This is a genomic window from Kitasatospora sp. NPDC087315 (assembly GCF_044744345.1).
GTDB lineage: Bacteria > Actinomycetota > Actinomycetes > Streptomycetales > Streptomycetaceae > Kitasatospora.
This window is the reverse complement of the sequence record NZ_JBIUYD010000012.1, coordinates 1-21,374: the sequence shown is the minus strand read 5'-3', so window position 1 is coordinate 21,374 and position 21,374 is coordinate 1. Positions and strand designations below refer to the sequence as shown.

The window sequence follows — 21,374 nt, the reverse complement described above, 5'->3', positions numbered from 1 at the left end:
ACCGAACCGGACCGACGAACGCCCAACCGCCCCGGCCGCCCGACGGATCTTCCGAAGGGCGGCCGGCTCGGCTCCGTCGCCGCCCGTCAGACCACGGTGGGCAACGGCGGCTCCACCGCCAGCGGCGCGGAGCTGCGCGCCCGGTGCTGCGCGGCCCAGGCGGCGAGCGCCACCGCACAGGCGTGGTCGAGATGGCGCAGCCCCGACCAGTCGAGTTCGACCGGGCGGTCCGCCGGCAGCTTCTCCAGCGTGTCCAGCAGCCGGGGCAGCCGCAGGAAGGTGGCATTGCCGCTCAGCCGCACCCGCAACGGGCGCTCCCCCGGTTCCTCCCCGGGCCCCCCGGGCAGGTCCTCGACGCCGATCTGCAGGTGGGAGGTCTGCCAGGCCGACTTGACCACCGCCAGGCCGATCCCGATCAGCACCCCCTCGAACAGATCCGTGGTGATGATCGCCACCGCCGTCACCCCCAGGACCACCGCCTCCCCCCGGTGCTCCCGGCAGAGCCCGACGATCCGGCGGACCGGGACGAGCTTGGCACCCGCGTGTACCAGCACGGCGGCCAGCGCCGTCAGCGGGACGAGGCCGAGCACGCCGGGCAGGAACGCGGTGAACAGCAGCAGCCAGAGCCCGTGCAGGGTGCGCGAGACCTTGGTCCGGGCGCCCGCCTGGACGTTGGCCGCGCTGCGCACGATCACCGCCGTCATCGGGAGCGCGCCGAGCAGCCCGCAGAGCGTGTTGCCGACGCCCTGGGCGGTCAGCTCCCGGTCGTAGTCGGTGCGCGGGCCGTGGTGCATCCGGTCGACGGCGGCCGCGCTGAACAGGGTCTCGGCGGAGGCGATCAGGGTGAAGGCGAGGACGGTGCCGAGGCCCGCCGTGCCGGCCAGTGCGCCGAGCGCCCCGCGCTCCGGCAGATGGACCACGTCGAGCAGGCCGGAGACCCGGACCCGGGCCACCGGCAGGTCGGCGGCGGCCGTGACGGCGGCGGCGAGGCCGACGGCGGCCAGCGGCGCCGGCACGGCCTGGGCCACCCGGGCCGGCAGGTACTTCCAGAAGGACAGGACCAGCAGGGTCGCCACGCCGAGGGCGACCGCGCTCGGGGTGGCCGCGCCGGTGACGGCGTCGCGCAGCAGCGCGGGCAGGCCGGCGATCTTCTCGGGCCCGGTCGCGGGCGCCCTGCGGTCGGCGAGCGCGTACAGCTGGCCGAAGAGCAGGGTCAGGCCGATGCCGGCCAGCATGCCGTGCACCACGGAGGCGGACATGGCGCGGAACCAGCGGCCCAGGCGTAAGGCGCCCATGGCCAGTTGGAGCAGCCCGGTGGCGAGCACCAGCACACCGAGCGCACCGGCGCCGTACTCCCTGACCGCCTCGTAGACCAGGACGGTCAGCCCGGCGGCCGGTCCGCTGACCTGGAGGCTGCTGCCGGGCAGCGCGCCGACCACCAGGCCGCCGACGATCCCGGTGACCAGCCCGAGTTCGGCCGGGACGCCGGAGGCCACCGCGACGCCGACGCAGAGCGGCAGGGCGACCAGGAAGACCACCAGCGAGGCAGGCAGGTCGTACCGCCAGGGGACGGCCCGCAGCGCGCGGACGGGGGTGCGGTGGCGCAGCGAGCGGCGGGGGCGGGCGCTGCCCGGCGGGGCGTTCTTGCGGGGGCGGCCCGGCGGGCTCTTGGGCCGGCGGGGCAGCGCGCTCACCGGGCCACCGCCCGAAGGCGGGCGGTGCGGGCGAGGCCGGGGGTGGGGCGGGCAGGGAGACAGCAGGCGTGGCGGGTCATGGGTACGTTCCTTCCGCGCGCCCGCCGCTGCGGGCGCGCTGCTGCTGGTCGCGGCGTGGCGGACCAGGGGGCGCGGTGGTGGACCGGACGGCGGAGACGACATCGGTGCGGCGGCCGACCGGGCGGGCCGGGTGGCGGCGGTGGGCGTCGTGTCGGGTCGAGTCGGGTCGGCTGCGGTCAGGGGAGGGCGTCCCTCGATCGGGTAAGGGCGTACCGGGCGCGCTGGTCCTGAACGGGACACGACGGCCGGGGCTTCCCCCGCCCCCGGGCCGACCCCCATCCCCCCCTGCCGCAACCCCGGGGCGGTTCCCCCGGTCCCGCCGCGTGTGAGGCTCCTGCCTCGCATGCGGCAACACCCTTGGGAGAAGCCCAAGTTGAACATGGCAACCATGACAGGCCCGGCGTGCCACCGACGGTACCCAGGAAGCCGGAGCGGGCCAACCTCGCACACCGTCCCTTCACGCCCGCCACACACCGGACGCGCTTTCCGGCCCGGATCGGACCTCCGGCTGGGCACACCAGTTCGGCGGCCGGACAGGTGCACGAACAGAGCCCGCACCGAGCCGCCCCGCACCGGCCCCACCCGGATCGCCGGCGCGCGGCACCGGATCCCGCCTGTGCACGTGCCGGTCGACACACCGCGCCTGGGCCCGACCCACCGGGCGCGGCGGAACTTCGGCATCGGCTTCCGGGTCAGGCCGGAGTTCGGGGTACGCGTTCGGGGCGGCGACTGTGCGGGTACGTAGCAGGAGCCGCCCGCGCGCGCCCGCTGCGCGCGGGGCTTCCGCACCCCGGGAGGCCCACGCCATGTCCTTCAGCATGAGCGCCACCGAGCGCGAGAGCTTTCTGGCCGCCGTCCACGTCGGCGTCCTCGCCATCGCCGACGAGGGCATCGAACCGGACCGGGGCGTCCTCGCCGTCCCGATCTGGTACTCCTACCGACCCGGTGGCGTACTCACCATCCTCACCGGCCGCCACTCCGCCAAGGCCCGCCGGATCAGGGCCGCCGGCCGGTTCGCGCTCTGTGCCCAGCAGGAGGAGCCGCCGTGCCGCTACGTCAGCGTGGAGGGCCCGGTGGTGGAGATCGAGGACCGGCTCGATCCCGCCGAGCGCGCCGCCCTGGCCCACCGCTACATGCCGCCCGCCACCGCCCGCGCCTACCTGGCCGCCACCACCGAGCAGCTGACCGCCGACATAGCCATCCGGATGCGCCCCGAGCACTGGTACAGCGCCGACTTCGCCGCCGTCGCCGCGCGCCTGGACGGGAGTGGCACGCCACCGGTGGAACACCGGTAGGGCTTGTCCGCACGAGGACTCCCGGAGAGGGCGCCCGGGTCGGTCCCGGGGCGGCCGTGACCGCTCAGGCGCCGGTGAGGTGGCGCAGCAGGGGCCCCGGGTCGGCGGAGCCGCAGGCGGTGCGGACGGCGGCGTCGTGGGCGGCGGCGAGCGCGTCGAGGCGGGTGAGCCGGGTGTGGCCGCGGCGGGAGAGGTGGGCGGTGATGCGGCGGCGGTCGCGGTCGTCCTGGCGGCGGTAGACCCAGCCGGCGTCGGCGAGGGCGTCGACCACGCGGCTGAGGCTGGCCTGCGGGATGAGCAGGGCGTGGGCGAGGTCGCCCATGGAGTGGCCGTCGCCGTCGGCGAGGGCGCGCATGACCCGCCACTGGTCGAGGGTGCAGCCCTCCGCCTCCAGCTGGGCGGCGAGGCCGCGGGCGAGACGGCGCTGGGCGACGGTGAGGAGTTCGATCAGCAGCGGCTCACCGGCGGCAGGACCGGCCGGAGCGGCGGAAAGGGTCTCGGCGGCGGCGGAGGTGTCTGTCGTCATCGCCTTGCCTCTTTCCCCACCGCTTGCCGGAATCGCTGCCATGACCATACTCGCAAGCGATGAGCGCCGACGTGAAGTTGTTCGAATCGCTCGACGCGCTGCACTCCCCCCGGGAGGCACCGGCGCTTCGGGTGGGCCTGGTCGTGCCGCAGTCCGGGCCGCTCGGGCTGACCGGCCCGTCCGCGCTGGACGGTGCCCTGCTGGCCGCGCACGAGGTGAACGCGGGCGGCGGGGTACGCGGGGTGCCACTGGAGCTGGTGCTGGTGGACGGCGGGGCGGAGCCGGCCGCGGTGGCGGGCGAAGTGGCGCTGCTGCTGGCCGCGGGCGCGGTGGACGCGGTGGCCGGCTGCCACTCCAGCGACGTGCACCGGGCTGTGGAGACGGTGACGGCCGGGCGGACCGCGTACGTGTTCACCCCGCCACACGAGGGCGGCACCCGGCTGGCCGGGGTGGTCTGCACCGGCGCCACCCCGGACCATCAACTGCACGCCACCATCGAGCAGTTGACTACCAGTCACCAGATTCGCCGCTGGGCGCTGGTCGGCAACGACTACATCTGGCCGCGCGCGGTGCACCGGGCGGCCGGGGCGGCGATCGCCCGCACCCCGGCCCGGGTGGTGCTGGCGCGTCACCTGCCGTTCGGGGCGACGGAACGGGCGCTGGAGCCACTGCTCGACGCGGTCCGCGCCGCCCGGGCCGACGCGCTGCTGCTGAGCCTGATCGGCCGGGACCTGGTGCGGTTCAACCGGGCGCTGCGCCGCAGCGGCCTGGACCGCCGGCTGGTGCGGCTCTCCGGCGCGCTGGAGGAGAACAGCCTGCTGGCGTACGGCGGCGACGACACCGGGACGCTGTACGCGTCGATGCCGTCGTTCGCGAACCTCACGGAGGAGCGGCGGCTGCGGCTGGCGGAGCAGCACCGGGCGGTGTTCGGACCGTACGCGCCGGTGCTGGACGCGTACGCGGTGGGCCTCTACGACGGACTGCACCTGCTGGCGGCGCTCGCGGCGCGCGGCGAGCTGGTGCCGGACGGGCTCGCGGGGGCGGCGCTGCGGCTGCTGCACGGGGAGGACGCGGCGACCCGGCGGGCCTGGGCACGGGCACCGCTGGGCCCGGCGCGGGAGCGGGTGCACCTGGCGCGGGCGGAGGGGCTGGGCTTCACCGTGCTGTCCTGACGGGCGTCCGCGGAGGCCCCGGCGGGTCCGGCGGCCCGGGGGGCGCCCGCCCGCCCGGCGCCACGCCCGGCACCTCACCCGGGCCGAAACTCTTCCATTTGGAAATAACTGCCTCTACTCTCTCCCCCACCACCCCAGGGTCGTCACGGGAGAGAGCCCCCATGTCCGAAGCACCCGCGCCCCAGAACATCGAGAACTACGGCTACCGACAGGAGCTGCGCCGCTCACTCCGCTTCACCGACCTGCTGGTCTACGGTCTGGTGTTCATGGTGCCGATCGCCCCGTTCGGCATCTTCGGCAGCGTCTTCCAGGGCTCGGGCGGCATGGTCGCCCTGGCCTACGTGCTCGGGATGGTGGCGATGATGTTCACCGCCCTCTCGTACGCGCAGATGTCGCGGGCCTTCCCGATGGCAGGCTCGGTGTACACCTACGCGGGCCGGGGCATCGCGGCGCCGATCGGGTTCCTGTCCGGGTGGATGATCCTGCTGGACTACGTGCTGGTGCCCGGCCTGCTCTACCTGATCGCCGGCGTGGCGATGAACTCGCTGGTGCCCGCGGTGCCGGTCTGGCTCTGGCTGGTCGGCTTCGTGCTGCTCAACACCGCCGTCAACTACCTGGGCGTCGAGATGACCGCCCGGGTCAACAAGGCGATGCTGATCGGCGAACTGGTGGTGCTGGCCGTCTTCATCGCCGTCGGCCTGGCCGCCCTCGCCTCCGGCAAGGGCCGGGGCTTCGACCTCACCCCGCTGTACAACCCGCACACCTTCTCCTGGAGCCTGGTGTTCGGGGCGGTGTCGATCGCGGTGCTGAGCTTCCTCGGCTTCGACGGGATCTCCACCCTCTCGGAGGAGAACCGGGACTCCGCCCGCGCGATCGGCCGCTCGATGATCGCCGCACTGCTGCTGGCCGGGTCGCTGTTCATCGCCCAGACCTGGATCGCCTCCCTCCTGGTGCCAGACCCGGAGGCACTGATCGGCCAGGGCGACCCGAACGGCACCGCCTTCTACGACGCGGCCCGCACCGCCGCCGGCGGCTGGCTCGCCACCCTGACGGCCGCCGCCACCGCCGTCGCCTGGGGCTTCGCCAACTCCCTGGTGGCCCAGGCGGCCACCTCGCGGCTGCTGTACGCGATGGCCCGCGACCGGCAGTTGCCCGCCTTCCTCGCCAAGGTCCACCCGCGCCACCGCGTCCCGGTCAACGCCACCCTGCTGACCGCCGGGGTCTCGCTGCTGCTCGGCCTCTACACGGCCTCCCGCGAGGACGGCATCACACTGCTCAGCACCCTGGTGAACTTCGGGGCGCTGACCACCTTCCTGGTGCTGCACGTGTCGGTGGTGGTGCACTACCTGATCCGCTCGCGCAGCCGCGACTACTGGCGCCACCTCGTCGCCCCGGCCATCGGCTTCGTGATCCTGGCGTACGTGGTCGTCAACGCCGACATCGCCGCCCAGCGGCTGGGCTTCGTCTGGCTGGCGCTCGGCCTGCTGGTGCTGACCGGGCTGGTCGCCACCGGACGCCGCCCGCGTCTGGCGGTCGCCGACCCGGGCACCGGCGCCGATGCCGATACCACTCCCAGGACCGCCGCCGGCCCCCTCCCGAAGGAGAACCAGTGAACCTGCCCGACATCGTCTCCCTCACGCCCGGCCCGGAGGAGTACGCGTACACCTTCGGCGGCCGTGCGCCGCTGGTGACCGTCCAGCCCGGCACCGTCGTCGAACTCACCACCGAGGACTGCTTCGGCGGGCGGGTACGCGGCTTCGGCGACCTGCCCAGCCAGGTCTGCGACTTCCCCTACCTGAACCCCGTGACCGGCCCGATCGCGGTGGCCGGCGCCGAACCGGGCGACACCCTCGCGGTGCACTTCGTGGAGATCACCCCCGCCCGGGACTGGGGCGTCTCCAGCACCTTCCCGCACTTCGGCGCGCTGACCGGCACCCACACCACCGCGCTGCTGCACCCGCCGCTGGAGGAACGGGTATGGATCTACGAGCTGGACACGGCGGCCGGGGTCTGCCGGTTCCGGGCCCGGAACAGCGACTTCACCGCCGAGCTGCCGCTGGACCCGATGCACGGCACGGTGGGCGTCGCCCCGGCGGCCGGCGAGACCCTGATGTCGATCACCCCGGGCGCGCACGGCGGCAACCTCGACACCCCGGAGATGCGGGCCGGCACCACCGCCTACTTCGGCGTCAACGTGCCCGGCGGACTGCTGGCCCTCGGCGACGGCCACGCCCGCCAGGGCGAGGGCGAGGTGTGCGGGACGGCGGTGGAGACGGCGATGCGCACCACGGTGGTGATCGACCTGGTCAAGGGCGGCGGACCGGCCTGGCCCCGGCTGGAGAACGACCGGTACCTGATCTCCACCGGCTCGGCGCGGCCACTGGAGGACGCCTTCCGGATCAGCCAGCACGACCTGGTCGGCTGGACGCGCGCCCTGCTGGGCCTGGACGAGCTGGACGCCTACCAGCTGGTCAGCCAGGCCGGGCTGGCCCCGGCGGCCAACGTCTGCGACACCAACTACACGATGGCCGCCAAGCTGCCCAAGTCCCTGCTGGGCCGCGCCCACGCGTACGACGGCCTGCACGAGCGGCTGCGCGCGACGGCCACCGCCTACCTGCGGCACCGCTGACGGCGGCGCCGGGACCGCCGGGCGCCCTGCCCGGTGGCCCGTGGTCACCGGGCCACCGGGCAGGACACCGCCCGGACCGGGCCCACCCGGTCGTGGGCGACGGCCTCGGGGGCGGCTACCGTACCGAGACGAGTCCCGTCCCGACACCCGACCATCCCGAAGGGGACCTACGTGAGCCTGTACGACATCCCGCTGCGCACGCTGTCCGGCGAGGCCGCCTCGCTGGGCGACTACCGGGGCAAGGCCCTGCTGATCGTCAACGTCGCCTCCAAGTGCGGTCTGACGCCGCAGTACGCGGGCCTGGAGCGGCTCCAGGAGCGGTACGCCGGGCGCGGTTTCACCGTGCTGGGCTTCCCGTCCAACCAGTTCGCCGGTCAGGAGCCGGGCAGCGCCGGGGAGATCCGGACCTTCTGCTCCACCACCTACGGCGTCACCTTCCCGCTGTTCGAGAAGACCGACGTCAACGGTGAGGACCGCCACCCGCTCTACGCCGAACTGACCCGGAGCGCCGACGCCGAGGGCCAGGCCGGGGACATCACCTGGAACTTCGAGAAGTTCGTCATCGCGCCGGACGGCACCGTCGCCGCCCGGATCCGGCCGCGCACCGAGCCGGAGTCCGACGAGGTGACCGCCGCGATCGAGGCCGTGCTGCCGGCCTGACGGCCCGTCGAACGGCCCGTCCGACGGCGGGGCGAGGGGCCCGGGACCACGCGGTGGTCCCGGGCCCCTCGCCTGTCACGGCCCCAGCAGCAGCCGCGTCCCCGGCGGCAGCTCGCCGTCGCGGGCCGCGCCGCGCAGATGGGAGAGCAGTGTCTCGCGCAGGGCGGCCGCCGCCCTGGTCAGCGGGACCTCGTGGCCGTGCGCGACGGCGATGGTCCGCCCGAGGCCCGGGCCGGCGAACGGGGTGACGACGAGCCCCGAGCGGGCCGCGACCATGCCCGGCAGCACGGCGGGCCCCAGCCCCGCCCGGACGAAGCCGAGCACCGCGTCCATCTCGCCGCCCTCCACCGCGAACTCCGGCTCGAACCCGGCCTCCCGGCAGGCCGCCAGCGTCGCCTCCCGGAGGTCGTAGCCCTCGCGGAACATCACCAGCGGCCGCCCGCGCAGCTCCGCCACCCGCGCCCGGCGGCGCGGCCCGGCTTCGGCTTCGGCTTCGGCGGAGACCAGCACCAGCTCCTCGTGCAGCAGCTCGGTGACCGCCAGCGCGGGCGCCGCCTCACCGCTCGGCGGTGTGATGATCAACGCGACGTCCAGTTCCCCCGCCGCCAGGGTCCGGACCAGGTCCCGCGAGCCGCCCTCCCGGACCACCAGTGCCACCCCCGGGTAGCGGTCCCGGAAGAGCCGCAGGACATCCGGCACCAGGCTGGTGCAGAGGCTCGGCGGCGCCCCCAGCCGGACCCGGCCGCGGCGCAGCTGCACCGTCTCCTGGACGGCCAGCCGGGCGCTCTCGGTGTCCGCGAGGATGCGCCGGGCGAGTGGCAGCAGCGCGTCGCCGGCGTCGGTGAGGGCGATGTTGCCGCGGGTGCGATGGAACAGTTCGGCACCCAGCTCCCGCTCCAGTGCGCGGATCTGCTGCGAGAGCGAGGGCTGGGCGACATGGGCCGCCTCGGCCGCCCGGGTGAAGTGCCGGGTCTCGGCGACGGCGAGGAAGTAGCGGAGTTGCTGGAGCTGCACCCGGCCAGGATAGGCACACTCGATAGGCACCGGCTATCGTCGTGAGCCGCATCATGTCTTGGACGCACCCACCCGGCCGTCCCTACCGTTGTCGCCATGACAACCGCGACTCGGACGGGCCGGCATCCGTCCACCCTGGCGACCCTCTGGCGGTCGACCGTCGGCAAGAAGGCGGTCATGGCCGTCAGCGGACTGGTCATGCTGCTGTACCTGGTCGCACACATGCTGGGCAACCTCAAGGTCTTCTTCGGCCCGGACGACATCAACGGCTACGCGGCGTGGCTGCGCACCCTCGGCCAGCCCTTCCTCGGCCACGAGTGGTTCCTCTGGATCGCCCGGGCCGGCCTGCTCGCCGCCGTCCTGCTGCACGGCGTGGCCGCGTACCAGCTCAGCCGGCGCGACCTCGCGGCCCGGCCGAGCAAGTACGTGCACCAGCGGCGGCGGGCCAGTTACGCGACCCGCACGATGCGCTGGGGCGGGGTGATCCTGGCGCTGTTCATCGTCTGGCACATCCTGGACCTCACCACGCTCACCGTGAACCCGGCCGCCGAACACGGCCACCCGTACCAGAACATCGTGGCCTCCTTCTCGAACTGGTACAGCTGCGTGATCTACGTCGTCGCGATGCTGGCCGTCGGTCTGCACATCCGGCACGGCTTCTGGAGCGCCGCGCAGACCCTCGGTGCCAACAACGCCCGCCGGGACCGGGCGTTGAAGCTGACCGCCAACGGCCTGGCCCTGGTGCTGACCGTCGGCTTCCTGTCCGTCCCCGTGGCCGTGATGACCGGAGTGGTGAGTTGAGCGCCTACAGCGACTACCGCGTCGGCGAGCCGATCGCCGACACCAGGGCCCCCGCCGGGCCGATCGAACAGCGCTGGGACCAGCGGCGGTTCGACGCCAAGCTGGTCAACCCGGCCAACCGGCGCAAGCACACCGTGATCGTGGTCGGCACCGGCCTGGCCGGCGGCGCGGCCGGTGCCACCCTCGCCGAACAGGGCTACCACGTGGTGCAGTTCTGCTTCCAGGACTCCCCCCGACGGGCCCACTCGATCGCCGCCCAGGGCGGCATCAACGCCGCCAAGAACTACCGCAACGACGGCGACTCGATCCGCCGGCTCTTCTACGACACCGTCAAGGGCGGCGACTTCCGCGCCCGCGAGTCCAACGTGCACCGGCTCGCCCAGGTGTCGGTGGAGATCATCGACCAGTGCGTGGCCCAGGGCGTCCCGTTCGCCCGCGAGTACGGCGGCCTGCTGGACACCCGCTCCTTCGGCGGCGTCCAGGTGTCCCGCACCTTCTACGCCCGCGGCCAGACCGGCCAGCAGCTGCTGCTCGGCGCCTACCAGGCGCTGTCGCGCCAGATCGCGGCCGGGAACGTCGAGATGCACCCGCGCACCGAGATGCTCGACCTGCTGGTGATCGACGGACGGGCGCGCGGCATCGTCGCCAGGGACCTGGTGACCGGCGCGGTCTCGACCTACACCGCCGACGCGGTGGTGCTGGCCAGCGGCGGCTACGGCAACGTCTTCTACCTCTCCACCAACGCCAAGAACTCCAACGCCACGGCCGTCTGGCGGGCCCACCGGCGCGGCGCCTACTTCGCCAACCCGTGCTTCACCCAGATCCACCCCACCTGCATCCCGCGCTCCGGCGAGCACCAGTCGAAGCTGACCCTGATGAGCGAGTCGCTGCGCAACGACGGCCGGATCTGGGTGCCCTCGGCCAAGGGCGACACCCGGCCGCCGGCCGAGATCCCCGAGGCCGAGCGCGACTACTACCTGGAGCGGATCTACCCGTCGTTCGGCAACCTCGTCCCGCGCGACATCGCCTCCCGGGCCGCCAAGAACGTCTGCGACGAGGGCCGCGGTGTCGGCCCCGGCGGGCAGGGCGTCTACCTGGACTTCGGTGACGCCATCCGCCGGCTGGGCCGGGACGCCGTGGCCGCCAAGTACGGCAACCTGTTCGAGATGTACGAGCGGATCACCGCCGAGGACCCGTACCGGGTGCCGATGCGGATCTACCCCGCGATCCACTACACCATGGGCGGGCTCTGGGTCGACTACGACCTGCAGACCACCGTCCCCGGCCTGTTCGCGGTCGGCGAGGCCAACTTCTCCGACCACGGCGCCAACCGGCTCGGCGCCAGCGCGCTGATGCAGGGGCTCGCGGACGGCTACTTCGTCCTCCCGCCGACCGTCAACGACTACCTCGCCCGCAACCCGCTGCCGGCCGTTCCGGACGACCACCCGGAAATCGCCACGGCCGAGGCCGATGTGACGGACCGCCTGAACCTGATCCTGGCGGTGGACGGCGACCGGACGCCCGACTCCTTCCACCGCGAACTGGGCGAACTCCTCTGGGACGAGTGCGGGATGGCCCGCGACGAGGCCGGCCTGCGCCGCGCCCTCGCCCGGATCCCGCTGCTGCGCGAGGAGTTCTGGCGTCGGATCAAGGTCCCCGGCACCGGGCAGGAGCTCAACCAGTCGCTGGAGAAGGCCAACCGCCTGGTCGACTACTTCGAGCTGGCCGAGCTGATGTGCCTGGACGCCCTGCACCGCGCGGAGTCCTGCGGCGGTCACTTCCGGGTCGAGAGCCAGACCGAGGACGGCGAGGCGGCCCGCCGCGACGAGGAGTTCTCCTACGCCGCCGCCTGGGAGTTCACCGGCACCGGCACGGCCCCCGTCCTGCACCGCGAACACCTCGACTTCGAGCACGTCCACCCCACCCAGCGGAGCTACGCGTGAACCTCACCCTGCGCATCTGGCGCCAGACGGGCCCGGAGGCACCGGGCTCGATGACCACCTACCAGGTCAGCGGGATCAGTCCCGACATGTCCTTCCTGGAGATGCTCGACACCCTCAACGAGGAGCTGATCACCCGGGGCGACACCCCGGTGGCCTTCGACCACGACTGCCGCGAGGGCATCTGCGGCGCCTGCGGCATGGTCATCAACGGCCAGGCCCACGGCCCCGAGCGGACCACCACCTGCCAGCTCCACATGCGGCACTTCACCGACGGCGACACCATCGACATCGAGCCGTGGCGGGCCTCCGCCTTCCCGGTGGTCAGGGACCTCGTGGTGGACCGCTCGGCGTTCGACCGCATCATCGGCTCCGGCGGCTACATCACCGCCCCCACCGGCAGCGCCCCCGACGCCCACGCCACCCCCGTGCCCAAGGCGGCCGCCGACACGGCCTTCGAGCACGCCGAGTGCATCGGCTGCGGCGCCTGTGTCGCCGCCTGCCCCAACGGCTCGGCGATGCTCTTCACCTCCGCCAAGGTCGTCCACCTCAACGTCCTGCCGCAGGGCGCGCCCGAGCGGAAGTCCCGGGTGCGGTCCATGGTCGCCGCGATGGACGCCGAGGGCTTCGGCGGCTGCACCAACACCGGCGAGTGCGCCACCGCCTGCCCGAAGGGCATCCCGCTGCCCAGCATCGCGGCGATGAACCGCGAGTTCCTCCGCAGCGCGACGGGCTGACCGGCCGGCCGAGGGCCCTCGCCACCGGGTGGCGGGGGCCCTCGGCGTGCTCAGCCCCGGGCGGCCCCGTCGGCGGTCCCGTCAGCGGCCCCGTCAGCGCTCCCGTCGGCGGGCGGGACGGCGAGGGCGTCCGCGAGGAGGCGCAGCTGGGCGGGGCGGACGGAGGGGCCCATGGCCGCCAGGCGCAGCGGGCTCAGCGCGCCGAGCATCGCCCGGAGGCCGGGGGCGGCGAGCATCGGCAGCTGGTCGAGGACGGCGGCGCGCGCCCGGTCGTCCTGGAGCAGGACGCGCAGCGGGGTGTGGACGGAGAGCGGGGTCTCGGGGAACTCGGCCGGGTCGGGGAGGGGTTCGGCGGCGGCGCGGGCCTGCGGCTGCTGGGCGCGGGCGAGCAGGTGCTCCGCGGTGACCGGCCCCTCGGCGGGCAGCCCGAGGCGTTCGAACTGGTCCGCCGGGGCGTCGCTGTCCCGCAGGGCCTGGGTGAGCAGGGCCGCCAGCCGGAGTTCGAGTTCGTCGTCGACCAGCGGGTTCTCCTGCCCGGGGTCGGTGTCGAGGTCGAACAGCAGGGTGCCGAAGGCGTACGGGTTGCCGAAGGACTGGGCGGGCAACCGGAGCACGGGGACGCCCTTGGTGAAGGGCAGCGGCGGTTCGAGGGTGGCGGCGGCCAGCTCCTGCGGGCTGAAGTGGCCGCGCATGTGGGTGGGCATCAGGGTGTGCTCGTGGAGCGGCCGGTTCGACGGGTCCTTGCAGGCCCGCATGTAGACGTAGCGGCCGTCGGTGATGCTGACGTGGCCCCCGAAGACGCCGAACAGGCCGTGCGGCCGGACGGGGGTGTCGTGGGCGACGGTGTCGGCGAGCGGCCGGCCCTGCATGTCGGGGGTGCGGTGGACGCCGAAGAACTCCAGCAGGGTGGGGCCGAGGTCGATGGTCTGGACGAGGGCGGCCCGGCGGCCGGTGGCGCGGGTGCGCGGGTCCCAGATGAACAGCGGGGTGTGGATGTTCTCGTCGTACCAGGGCTGGATGTTCTTGCCCCACCAGCCGCGCTCGCCGAGCAGCAGCCCGTGGTCGGTGCAGACGATCAGCAGGGTGTCGTCCCAGAGACCGTGCTCGTCGAAGGCGTCGAGGACCCGGCCGAGGGAGTCGTCGCACATGGTGAGCAGCGCGGCGTACTCGTTGCGGGCGTGCTCGACCGCCTCGGGGGTCTCGGTGACGCGCTTGTAGTCCGGCCAGTCGAAGTGCGGGCCGTCCCAGTCGTGCGGGTAGTGCTTCTTGTGCTGCTCGTAGGAGTAGAACGGCTCGTGCGGGTCGAAGCACTCGATCTGCAGGAACCAGCGGTCGGCGTCGCGGTTGGTGGCGATGAACTCCAGCCCGGCGTCGAAGGTGCGGGTCTGGGGGTGGTCGGCGAGGTCGGCCAGGTACTGGCGGTTGACCCAGTCCTGGCGCCACATCGGGCCGTCGCGCCAGGACAGCGTCTCGGGGATGTCCGGGTCGGCGACGTGGCCCTTCCACTTGTCGCCCTCCTGGCCGCGGAAGAACTCGTAGCTGTCGTAGCGGTTGTGGTAGGTGGCGCCGCCGTCCTCCCAGTAGTGCTGGTGGTCGGTGACCAGGTGGGTGTAGACGCCGGAGCGGCCGAGCAGGTCGGGGACGGAGTCGTCGAAGGGCTCCAGCGGGCCCCAGGAGCGGTGCAGGAAGTTGTAGCGCCCGGTGTGCATCTCGCGGCGGGCGGGCATGCAGGGCATGCTGCCGCCGTAGCAGTTGTCGAAGGTGGCGGCGCGCTCGGCGAGCCGGCTGAAGTTCGGGGCGAGGGTCCAGTCGCAGCCGTAGGGCGGCAGGAACCGCCGGTTGAGGCTGTCGAACATGACCATGACGGCTTTCACCGGGTGTCGTCTCCTTCGGTGGGCGGCGGGGCCGCGGACGTGCGGACGGGGTTCAGCGGGGTGCCGTCGGCGCCCTGGGCGTCCTGGAGCAGCCTTCGGGTGCGCTCCAGCCAGTCGATCCAGGCGTCGACGGCGGAGGTGCCGTACTGGTGGGAGAGCTCGCGGATCAGGCGGATCCGGTAGGCGTCGGCCTCCGGGGTGCCCTCGGGGAAGGCGATGCCGCGGTCGCGGCCGCGCGAGGTGGCGACCTGGTGGCGGCGGTAGGCGAGTTCGGTGTCGATCAGGCCGGGCAGGACGTCGGGGGCGAGCATCCCGGCGAAGAAGAACCGGGTCATGAAGTCCGGGTCCTGGAACCGGCTGGTCGGCCGGTAGGGCGAGCGGGCCTCGGCCAGCAGCTCGGCCCGGCCGGCCTCGGTGAGGCGGTAGACCTTGGCGTCCGGGCGGCCGTCGCGCGGGTCGACCTCGAACTCGACCCAGCCCTTCTCGTTCATCCGGTTGAGCAGCCGGTAGATCTGGCTCTGGTGGACGTTGGAGCGGACGAAGCGGCCCTCGCTCGCCAGCCAGTGGCGCAGGTCCCAGCCGCTGCGCGGATGGAGGGCCAGCAGGCCCAGCAGGACATGGTCGAACTTCACGGGCGGGTCGCTCTCTTCCGTCGTCCGGCGGACGGACGGCTCCGCCCACCTAGATGAATAGTCACCTAGGTGAAAAATGCTATAGCTTGAGGCCATGAGTCAACCCCCGCCGAGGAAGGCGTGCTGTCTGCCGGACCGGCCGGCCACCCCCGTCCGGCCGCCGGAGCCCCCGCCGTCACCCGCCGCACTGCGGCCCGGGCACCGGCAGATCGAACTGCCCGGCGGCGCCTTCGCGATGGGCGACGCGTTCGGCGAGGGCTACCCGGCGGACGGCGAGACGCCGGTGCACACCGTGGAGCTGCCGCCGTTCGCGATCGACGCGACGCCCGTCACCACGGCGATGTTCGCCGCCTTCGCCGAGGCCACCGGCCACCGCACCGACGCCGAACGGGCCGGCTCCTCGGCCGTCTTCCACCTGTTCGTCGTCGCCGAACCGGCCGACGTCCTCGGCCGCTCCCCCGCCGCGCCCTGGTGGACCGAGGTGCGCGGCGCCGACTGGCGGCACCCGTACGGCCCGCTCAGCGACACCGCCGACCTGGCCGACCACCCGGTGGTGCACATCAGCCACCACGACGCGCTGGCGTACTGCCGCTGGGCCGGGCGCCGGCTGCCCACCGAGGCCGAGTGGGAGTACGCCGCCCGCGGCCCGCACCCCGGGCTGCGCTACCCGTGGGGCGACGAACTGCGCCCGGACGGCGCGCACCGCTGCCGGATCTGGCAGGGCCGGTTCCCGGATCTCCCCAGCGGCGAGGACGGCTGGTACGCCACCTCGCCGGTGGGCGACTACCCGCCCAACGACTTCGGTCTGTACGACGTGGCCGGGAACGTCTGGGAGTGGTGCGCCGACCGCTTCGACCCCGACTGGTACACCCGTTCGCCCCGGTACGACCCGCGCGGACCGCGGGAGGACCGGGACGGGCGGGGGCGGCGGGTGCTGCGCGGCGGCTCCTACCTGTGCCACGACTCGTACTGCAACCGCTACCGGGTGGCCGCGCGGACCGGCAACACCCCGGACTCCACCAGCGGCAACTGCGGCTTCCGGACGGTGGCCGACGGCGTCCCGACCCGCTGAGGCGCGCGGGGCACCGGGGCGCGCGCGGGACGTGCACGGAGTGCGCAGTAGATATGGGGGCGCACGCCGGACGGTCGCACGCGCCCCGCAGGAGTGGTGCTTCGTCAGCGCCGGTGCTGCACACCCGGAATTCGCGCTACGGTGGTTCCCGCGCTACGGAGGGTTGCATATGCCCGAGGTTCAGTCCTGTTCCGGGTGTGGCGGGTCCGGAGGGACCGAGAAGACCGAGGCCACGGTCGGGCTGGACGAGGAGAGGAACATGGTGCCGGAGATCCACACCTTCTGGTCGCCGTGCGGCCGGTGCCACGGATCCGGAACGGTGATCGTCGGATGAGGCTGGTCTTCGAGTGCGTCGAGTGCGGCGGCCATTACCTGCCGCCCGAGAGCATGACGTATCCGGACGGGCCCGCGTCCCCGCTCTGGTGCTCGCGCTGCCAGGAGGCGAAGCGGGCGGCGGGGATCGGCGAGGACCGGCTGCTGGCGCGGCTGGCGCTCGCCGCCGCGCGGGCCTCGGTCGCCACCCGCGCGGTGTGCCCCCCGGAGAGCGCCGAGCCCGCCCGGCCGGATGTCCGGCCCTCGCGGCCGCCGCTTTCCCGCCGGGCGCGGTCCGGCCCTGGCGGGGTACGCAGCAAGCTGCTCTGAGCGGGGCCCTCTGAGCGGGGCCCTCGCCCTCGGCGTGGGGGCTCTCCGCGCGGGGGCCGGGGCGGGTCAGAAGAGCGCCTCCTGGGCGTCCTCCTCCCTCGGCCGCACCCGGGCACGCAGGGCCAGGCCCTCGGGCCGGCGCCCGGTCACCGGGGTGAGGGTCCACCCGGTGAGCAGCCGGGTGTCCAGCAGCAACGGCGTACTCTCGGCGGCGTCCGCCGCTCCCCCCGGGGTCTCCGGGCGCCCCTGGGTCCCCTGGATCTCCTGGGCCTCCGGCGGGTCGAGGAAGAGGTGACGGCCGATGGGCGGCCGCAGCGTGCCCGCGACGACGGCGCCGGAGGCGAGCCCGGTGACCTGCCGGTAGGCGGCGGGGGCGCCTCCGGCCAGGCCGAACAGGTCGATGTGGTCGGTGACCGGGCGGGCGGGCAGGAGCTCCACCGCGTGGCCGTGGAGCAGCCGGTGGGCCCGGCCCCGGGCGTCGGACAGGATCGCCCGGCGCCCGTCCGCGTCGCCGTGCCGCCACCAGTGGTCGAGCTTGACCCGGCTGGTGAAGCGCTCCCGGGCCAGGCCCGCGGCGGCCACGGTCAGTTCGGCACGCCGGACGGCGGGCAGTCCGCCCCGGGCGGCGAAGGTGTAGGCCAGGGCGCCCTGTTCGAGCAGCCGGCTGGTGCCGCGCTGCTCGGCCGTGAGACCGACCTTCAGCAGGCCGTCGCCGAACCAGGCGAGGTAGAGCAGGTAGGTGCGGCCGTCGTCGAGGATCTGGTCCCGGGCGAGGGCGAGGCCGCGGTCGACGCTCTGGCAGGCGGCGCACTGGACGGCGCCGCCGTCCGGGTCGATGGTGGCCCGGTGGGGGCAGGGGGTGCGCTCGGGCATGCCGGCGATCCACGCGCCGGTGCAGCGGCGCGGCCCGGTGAGCAGCCAGCCGACCTCGGTGCCGGGCGCGGCGGCGCGTTCGTGCACCCGGCCGCCGTTGACGGCGCTGAGCACCGGCCGGCCGTCCTTCCAGTGCAGGCCGGTGGAGATCCAGCCGGTGGGCCGCTCCGGCCGCTGCTGTGGGTTCACGCTCGTCCTCCCGTACGAAACAGCGAGGTTACCCGCTGCCCCGGACAGTCCCGCCGGGCGGCCGCCGGGACAGCGGGCGCCACCGGGGCGACGCCCCGCCGTCGGGGCCGGTGAGCAGGCCGTTCACGCGCCCCGGAAATCCGCTCGGCGGCCCGGCCGGCCGTTGGTACCGTCCCGCCATGATCGAAGAAACCGCCCCGGAGGCCCCCGGGCCCGTCACCGCCGACGACCTGGCGCTCACCCTGCGCCTCGCCACGGCCGCGCTGCGCGGCGCTCCCGAGGGCGCCGACTGGTCCCGGCCCGCCGGAGCGCTGGCGTGGGACTGCTGGGCCACCGTCGAGCACCTGGCCGACGATCTGCTCTCCTACGCGGCCCAGCTCGGGCCGGGGGCCCCGCCGCTCGACCGCTACGTGCCGTTCCTGACGGTGCGCCACGCCCCCGGCGCGCCGAACGGCTTCGTCCACGCCGAGCGCGACGCGGGCCCGGCCGGACTGCTCCAGGTGCTGGAGGCGAGCGGTGCGCTGATGGTCGCGATGGCCCGCACCGCCGCGCCCGGGACCCGCGCGTACCACCCGTGGGGCGTCTCGGACCCGGCCGGGTTCACGGCGATGAGCCTGGTGGAGACGCTGGTCCACGTGCACGACGTCGCCCAGGGCCTCGGTCTGCCCTGGCAGCCCCCGGCCGGCCCCTGCCGGCGCACCCTGGCCCGGCTCTTCCCGGACGTCCCCCTCGGCCAGGGCGCCGACCCCTGGCAGACGCTGCTCTGGGCCACCGGCCGGGCCGGGACGCCCGGGCGCCCGCGTCGCACCGACTGGCGCTGGTACGCGGAAGTACCGTCCGCGGGGCGGTAGGTGCACTGACCACGGAGGTCGGTGACGGCGCCCCCGCCCGCGGAGGCCGCCGCAGGCCGTGGGCGCTTGGGCGGTTCGCCCGTCCACGTTCTATTGTGGCGGGCGCGGTGGTGGCGCGGCCGGGAGGCGGCGCGCCGGGGCCGGGTGCGGAACGAAGGGGTGGACGGTGGCGGGGCGGCGGAACAACGGGGTGCTGGCGGTCTGGGCGGAGGCGCAGCGGCAGCAGCAGCGCCGGGAGGAGGCCCAGTGGCGCGCCCAGACGGCCGAGCAGCGGCGGCGCGAGCGCGAGTCGCGCGAGGCCCAGCGGGCGGCGACCCGGGGCGAGCGTGAGGCGCTGCGGGCGTACCAGCAGACGCGGGAGGCGGAGGTAGCCCGGCGGACGGCCGAACTGGACGCTCGGGTCGAGGAGTTGCGCGGGCTGCTGCCCGCCGGTCTGCGGCAGCCCGCGTTCAGCCCGCAGGCGCTGCTGGCGCCGCAGGCGCAGCCGCCGTTCGAGCCGGGCCGGCTCGGCGAGCCGGTGCCGATGCCGGACCAGGCGCACTACCAGGTGCCGCCGCCGGACCAGGTCCAGGCCCGCAACCCCGGGGTCTGGCGGCAGTACGAGCAGTACGTGGCGCAGGCCCGGGCCCGGTTCGAGCAGGACTGGTACGCGGCGCAGGCGGCCGAGGCGGACCGGCAGCGGAGGCTGGCCGACTACCACCAGCAGTACCTGGACTGGGTCGCCCAGCACCGCCGGCAGGACGAGGACCGCGCCGCCCGGACGGAGGAGCTGCTGCGGCGGCTGCGCTCCGGCGAGGCGGAGGCCGTGCAGGAGTACTTCACCGCCGGGCTGTACGCCTCGGCGGCCTGGCCGGAGGGGTTCCCGCACCGTCTCGTGGCGGCCTGGGAGGTGTCGACCCGCCAGCTGGTGGTGAACTGGGAGCTGCCGGGCCCGGACATCGTCCCGGCGAGTTCGCGGGTGCGCTACGTCAAGACGGACGACCGGGAGGCGGAGGTGGCCCGGCCGGCCACCGAGCGCAAGGCGCTGTACCGGGAGGTGCTGGCACAGAGCGCGCTGCGGGTGGTCGCGGAGCTGTTCCGGGCGGACCGGGACGGGCTGCTGGACTCGGTGGTGCTGAACGGCTTCGTCCGGGGCATCGACCCGGCCACCGGCCGGGAGGCGGAGCGGTTCCTGTCGACGGTGACGGTCTCCCGGGCGGAGTTCGCGGCGCTGGCGCTGGACCGGGTGGCGGCCGTGGAGTGCTTCCAGGGGCTCGGCGGCACCCTGTCGGCGCGCCCGGAGCGGCTGGACGAGGTGCGGCCGGACCGCCTGCCGGAGACGGTCGGCGGCAGTCTGGCCGGGCAGGGCGGCGAGGACGAGCCGGACCTCTTCGAGATGGACCCGATCGAGTTCGAGGAGCTGATCGCCGAACTGTTCCGGCTGCGCGGCTTCCGGGTGATGACCACGGCCCGCAGCGGGGACGCCGGGGTGGACGTGGTCGCCGAGGACCTCGACCCGGTGACCGGCGGACGGATCGTCATCCAGGCCAAGCGCTACCGGTCGACGGTCTCCCCCACCGCCGTCCGGGACCTCGATTCCACCGTGCGCCACCACGGTGCGATCAAGGGCATCCTGGTGACCACGGCCGGATTCGGGCCGGGCTCGTACGACTACATCCGCAACAAGCCGCTGACGCTGGTGAGCGGGCCGGAGCTGGTCGAGCTGCTGGCCGAGCAGGGGCTGCGCGGCCGGCTGGGCGGGGACCGCACCAACGGCGGCGGGCCGGCCGCGGCCGGGGCAGCGGCCCCCGCCGAGCCGGCCGACGGCGCGGCGGCGGACCACCGGACCAGCGTGGAGCTGACCTGGCGCAGCCGCACCGCCGGCGGGGACGCGGTGGAGCTGGACGTCTCGGCGTTCCTCTGCGCCTCCGGACGGGTGGTCAGCGACGAGCACTTCGTCTTCTTCAACAACCCGCAGGATCCGGACGGTGCCGTCCGGCTGCACCCCACCCGGTCGGTGCCCGGCGAGCCGGCCCGGGCCGCCCGCGTCACCCTGGAGCTGGGCCGGCTGGCGCCGGGGGTGGACGAGGTGGTGCTCGCCGCCTCCACCGAGGAGGAGGAGCCGCCCGCGGTGCCGCTCGGCTATGTGCACGGCCTCGCCCTGACGGCGGCGTACGGGCCGGGCGCCGCCGGGCCGGAGAGCTGGACGGCCGCCACCGGCGGAATGCCGGACAGCGCGATGCTGCTGGGCTCGTTCCGGCGGACCGGCGGGTCCTGGCAGTTCACGCCGTCCGGCACCGCGGTGACCGGCGGCCTGGCCGGGCTGGCGGTGCACTGGGGCGTCGCGGTCGAGTAGCGGCCGGGGCGGACGCCGCGACCCCTCTCAGGGGCGGATGTCATACCTGAGGATGAGAAGGACCCCCGCCGACCCGCCGGGACGGCGGGGGGTCACCGTCCCCGCGACCGACACATCGCGCCCGAACCGATTGGGAGGATTGAACGGAAGAAGATCATCCGTTCCCGTCCCCAGGAGTCCCCCCGTGACGATGCCCGCAACCGCCGTCCGTACCGGCCGGGCGGCCGCCCGCGCCACCGGTCTGAACAAGGTCTACGGGGAGGGGGAGACCCGCGTCGTCGCCCTCGACAACGTCAGCGTCACCTTCCCGCAGGGCGAGTTCACCGCCATCATGGGCCCCTCCGGCTCCGGCAAGTC

The 21,374-nt window shown here is 74.4% G+C and carries 19 protein-coding genes; 13 read left to right on the top strand and 6 right to left on the bottom strand.

Features of this window, described 5'->3' with window-relative positions; genetic code table 11:
- Positions 1-86: 86 nt before the first annotated feature.
- Positions 87-1,607, bottom strand: a complete 1,521-nt coding sequence (locus ACIO5D_RS18660; RefSeq protein ID WP_400653037.1) for a SulP family inorganic anion transporter — start codon at positions 1,605-1,607, stop codon at positions 87-89.
- 974 nt (positions 1,608-2,581) lie between these two features.
- Between ACIO5D_RS18660 and ACIO5D_RS18655 the strand changes: the two genes are divergently transcribed.
- Positions 2,582-3,070: a pyridoxamine 5'-phosphate oxidase family protein gene (locus ACIO5D_RS18655; RefSeq protein WP_363612698.1), complete on the top strand. Its 489-nt coding sequence runs from the start codon at positions 2,582-2,584 to the stop codon at positions 3,068-3,070.
- Between the two features lie 64 nt (positions 3,071-3,134).
- Here ACIO5D_RS18655 and ACIO5D_RS18650 read toward each other — a convergent pair whose 3' ends face one another.
- Positions 3,135-3,596: a MarR family transcriptional regulator gene (locus tag ACIO5D_RS18650; RefSeq protein ID WP_363612696.1), complete on the bottom strand. Its 462-nt coding sequence runs from the start codon at positions 3,594-3,596 to the stop codon at positions 3,135-3,137.
- A gap of 59 nt (positions 3,597-3,655) precedes the next feature.
- On the opposite strand from ACIO5D_RS18650, the gene ACIO5D_RS18645 reads away from it, so the two are divergent.
- From ACIO5D_RS18645 to ACIO5D_RS18630, 4 genes are all read left to right on the top strand, one after another.
- Positions 3,656-4,768 (top strand): ABC transporter substrate-binding protein, encoded by a 1,113-nt coding sequence (locus tag ACIO5D_RS18645; protein ID WP_400796411.1) that lies wholly within the window; start codon positions 3,656-3,658, stop codon positions 4,766-4,768.
- A 161-nt stretch (positions 4,769-4,929) separates the two neighbouring features.
- Complete coding sequence (locus ACIO5D_RS18640) at positions 4,930-6,381, top strand: APC family permease (RefSeq protein ID WP_400652777.1); 1,452 nt, start codon at positions 4,930-4,932, stop codon at positions 6,379-6,381.
- Positions 6,378-7,397 carry an acetamidase/formamidase family protein gene (locus tag ACIO5D_RS18635; RefSeq protein WP_400652775.1) on the top strand — a complete coding sequence of 340 codons (1,020 nt, stop codon included), beginning with the start codon at positions 6,378-6,380 and terminating at the stop codon, positions 7,395-7,397. The genes ACIO5D_RS18640 and ACIO5D_RS18635 overlap by 4 nt, the downstream gene beginning before the upstream one ends.
- A gap of 171 nt (positions 7,398-7,568) precedes the next feature.
- Positions 7,569-8,057: a glutathione peroxidase gene (locus tag ACIO5D_RS18630; RefSeq protein WP_363612688.1), complete on the top strand. Its 489-nt coding sequence runs from the start codon at positions 7,569-7,571 to the stop codon at positions 8,055-8,057.
- A 75-nt stretch (positions 8,058-8,132) separates the two neighbouring features.
- Here ACIO5D_RS18630 and ACIO5D_RS18625 read toward each other — a convergent pair whose 3' ends face one another.
- Complete coding sequence (locus ACIO5D_RS18625) at positions 8,133-9,071, bottom strand: LysR family transcriptional regulator (protein ID WP_400796408.1); 939 nt, start codon at positions 9,069-9,071, stop codon at positions 8,133-8,135.
- Positions 9,072-9,167: 96 nt separating this feature from the next.
- Here ACIO5D_RS18625 and ACIO5D_RS18620 point away from each other — a divergent pair, with 96 nt between their 5' ends.
- Genes ACIO5D_RS18620 through ACIO5D_RS18610 form a run of 3 tightly spaced genes read left to right on the top strand, consistent with a single transcriptional unit; the run spans position 9,168 to position 12,549 of the window.
- A complete protein-coding gene (locus tag ACIO5D_RS18620) occupies positions 9,168-9,872 on the top strand; it encodes a succinate dehydrogenase cytochrome b subunit (protein ID WP_363612684.1) in 705 nt (234 codons plus the stop codon).
- Complete coding sequence (locus ACIO5D_RS18615) at positions 9,869-11,815, top strand: fumarate reductase/succinate dehydrogenase flavoprotein subunit (protein ID WP_363612682.1); 1,947 nt, start codon at positions 9,869-9,871, stop codon at positions 11,813-11,815. Before ACIO5D_RS18620 ends, ACIO5D_RS18615 begins: the two co-directional genes overlap by 4 nt.
- Positions 11,812-12,549 carry a succinate dehydrogenase/fumarate reductase iron-sulfur subunit gene (locus ACIO5D_RS18610; RefSeq protein WP_400796405.1) on the top strand — a complete coding sequence of 246 codons (738 nt, stop codon included), beginning with the start codon at positions 11,812-11,814 and terminating at the stop codon, positions 12,547-12,549. Before ACIO5D_RS18615 ends, ACIO5D_RS18610 begins: the two co-directional genes overlap by 4 nt.
- 50 nt (positions 12,550-12,599) lie before the next feature.
- Here the strand turns inward: ACIO5D_RS18610 and ACIO5D_RS18605 are convergent, their stop codons facing one another.
- Both ACIO5D_RS18605 and ACIO5D_RS18600 read right to left on the bottom strand, forming a co-directional pair.
- Entirely contained in the window at positions 12,600-14,423 is a 1,824-nt protein-coding gene (locus ACIO5D_RS18605) for a sulfatase (RefSeq protein ID WP_400796402.1), read from the bottom strand.
- On the bottom strand, positions 14,420-15,055 hold the full coding sequence (locus ACIO5D_RS18600; protein ID WP_400796399.1) for a PadR family transcriptional regulator: 636 nt from the start codon (positions 15,053-15,055) through the stop codon (positions 14,420-14,422). Before ACIO5D_RS18600 ends, ACIO5D_RS18605 begins: the two co-directional genes overlap by 4 nt.
- Positions 15,056-15,149: 94 nt before the next feature.
- Between ACIO5D_RS18600 and ACIO5D_RS18595 the strand changes: the two genes are divergently transcribed.
- Positions 15,150-16,127, top strand: a complete 978-nt coding sequence (locus ACIO5D_RS18595) for a formylglycine-generating enzyme family protein (RefSeq protein WP_363612674.1) — start codon at positions 15,150-15,152, stop codon at positions 16,125-16,127.
- 330 nt (positions 16,128-16,457) lie between these two features.
- The gene (locus ACIO5D_RS18590; protein ID WP_363612672.1) at positions 16,458-16,769 is read left to right on the top strand and encodes a hypothetical protein; all 312 of its coding nucleotides are present in this window, start codon (positions 16,458-16,460) and stop codon (positions 16,767-16,769) included.
- A 66-nt stretch (positions 16,770-16,835) separates the two neighbouring features.
- Here ACIO5D_RS18590 and ACIO5D_RS18585 read toward each other — a convergent pair whose 3' ends face one another.
- Positions 16,836-17,831, bottom strand: a complete 996-nt coding sequence (locus ACIO5D_RS18585) for a hypothetical protein (RefSeq protein ID WP_400796395.1) — start codon at positions 17,829-17,831, stop codon at positions 16,836-16,838.
- A gap of 179 nt (positions 17,832-18,010) precedes the next feature.
- Between ACIO5D_RS18585 and ACIO5D_RS18580 the strand changes: the two genes are divergently transcribed.
- The 3 genes from ACIO5D_RS18580 to ACIO5D_RS18570 form a co-directional block, all read left to right on the top strand.
- Complete coding sequence (locus ACIO5D_RS18580; RefSeq protein WP_400796392.1) at positions 18,011-18,682, top strand: hypothetical protein; 672 nt, start codon at positions 18,011-18,013, stop codon at positions 18,680-18,682.
- Between the two features lie 166 nt (positions 18,683-18,848).
- On the top strand, positions 18,849-21,017 hold the full coding sequence (locus tag ACIO5D_RS18575; RefSeq protein WP_400796390.1) for a restriction endonuclease: 2,169 nt from the start codon (positions 18,849-18,851) through the stop codon (positions 21,015-21,017).
- A 190-nt stretch (positions 21,018-21,207) separates the two neighbouring features.
- Positions 21,208-21,374 (top strand): ATP-binding cassette domain-containing protein (locus tag ACIO5D_RS18570; protein ID WP_400796656.1); only part of this gene is annotated, 167 nt, incomplete at its 3' end.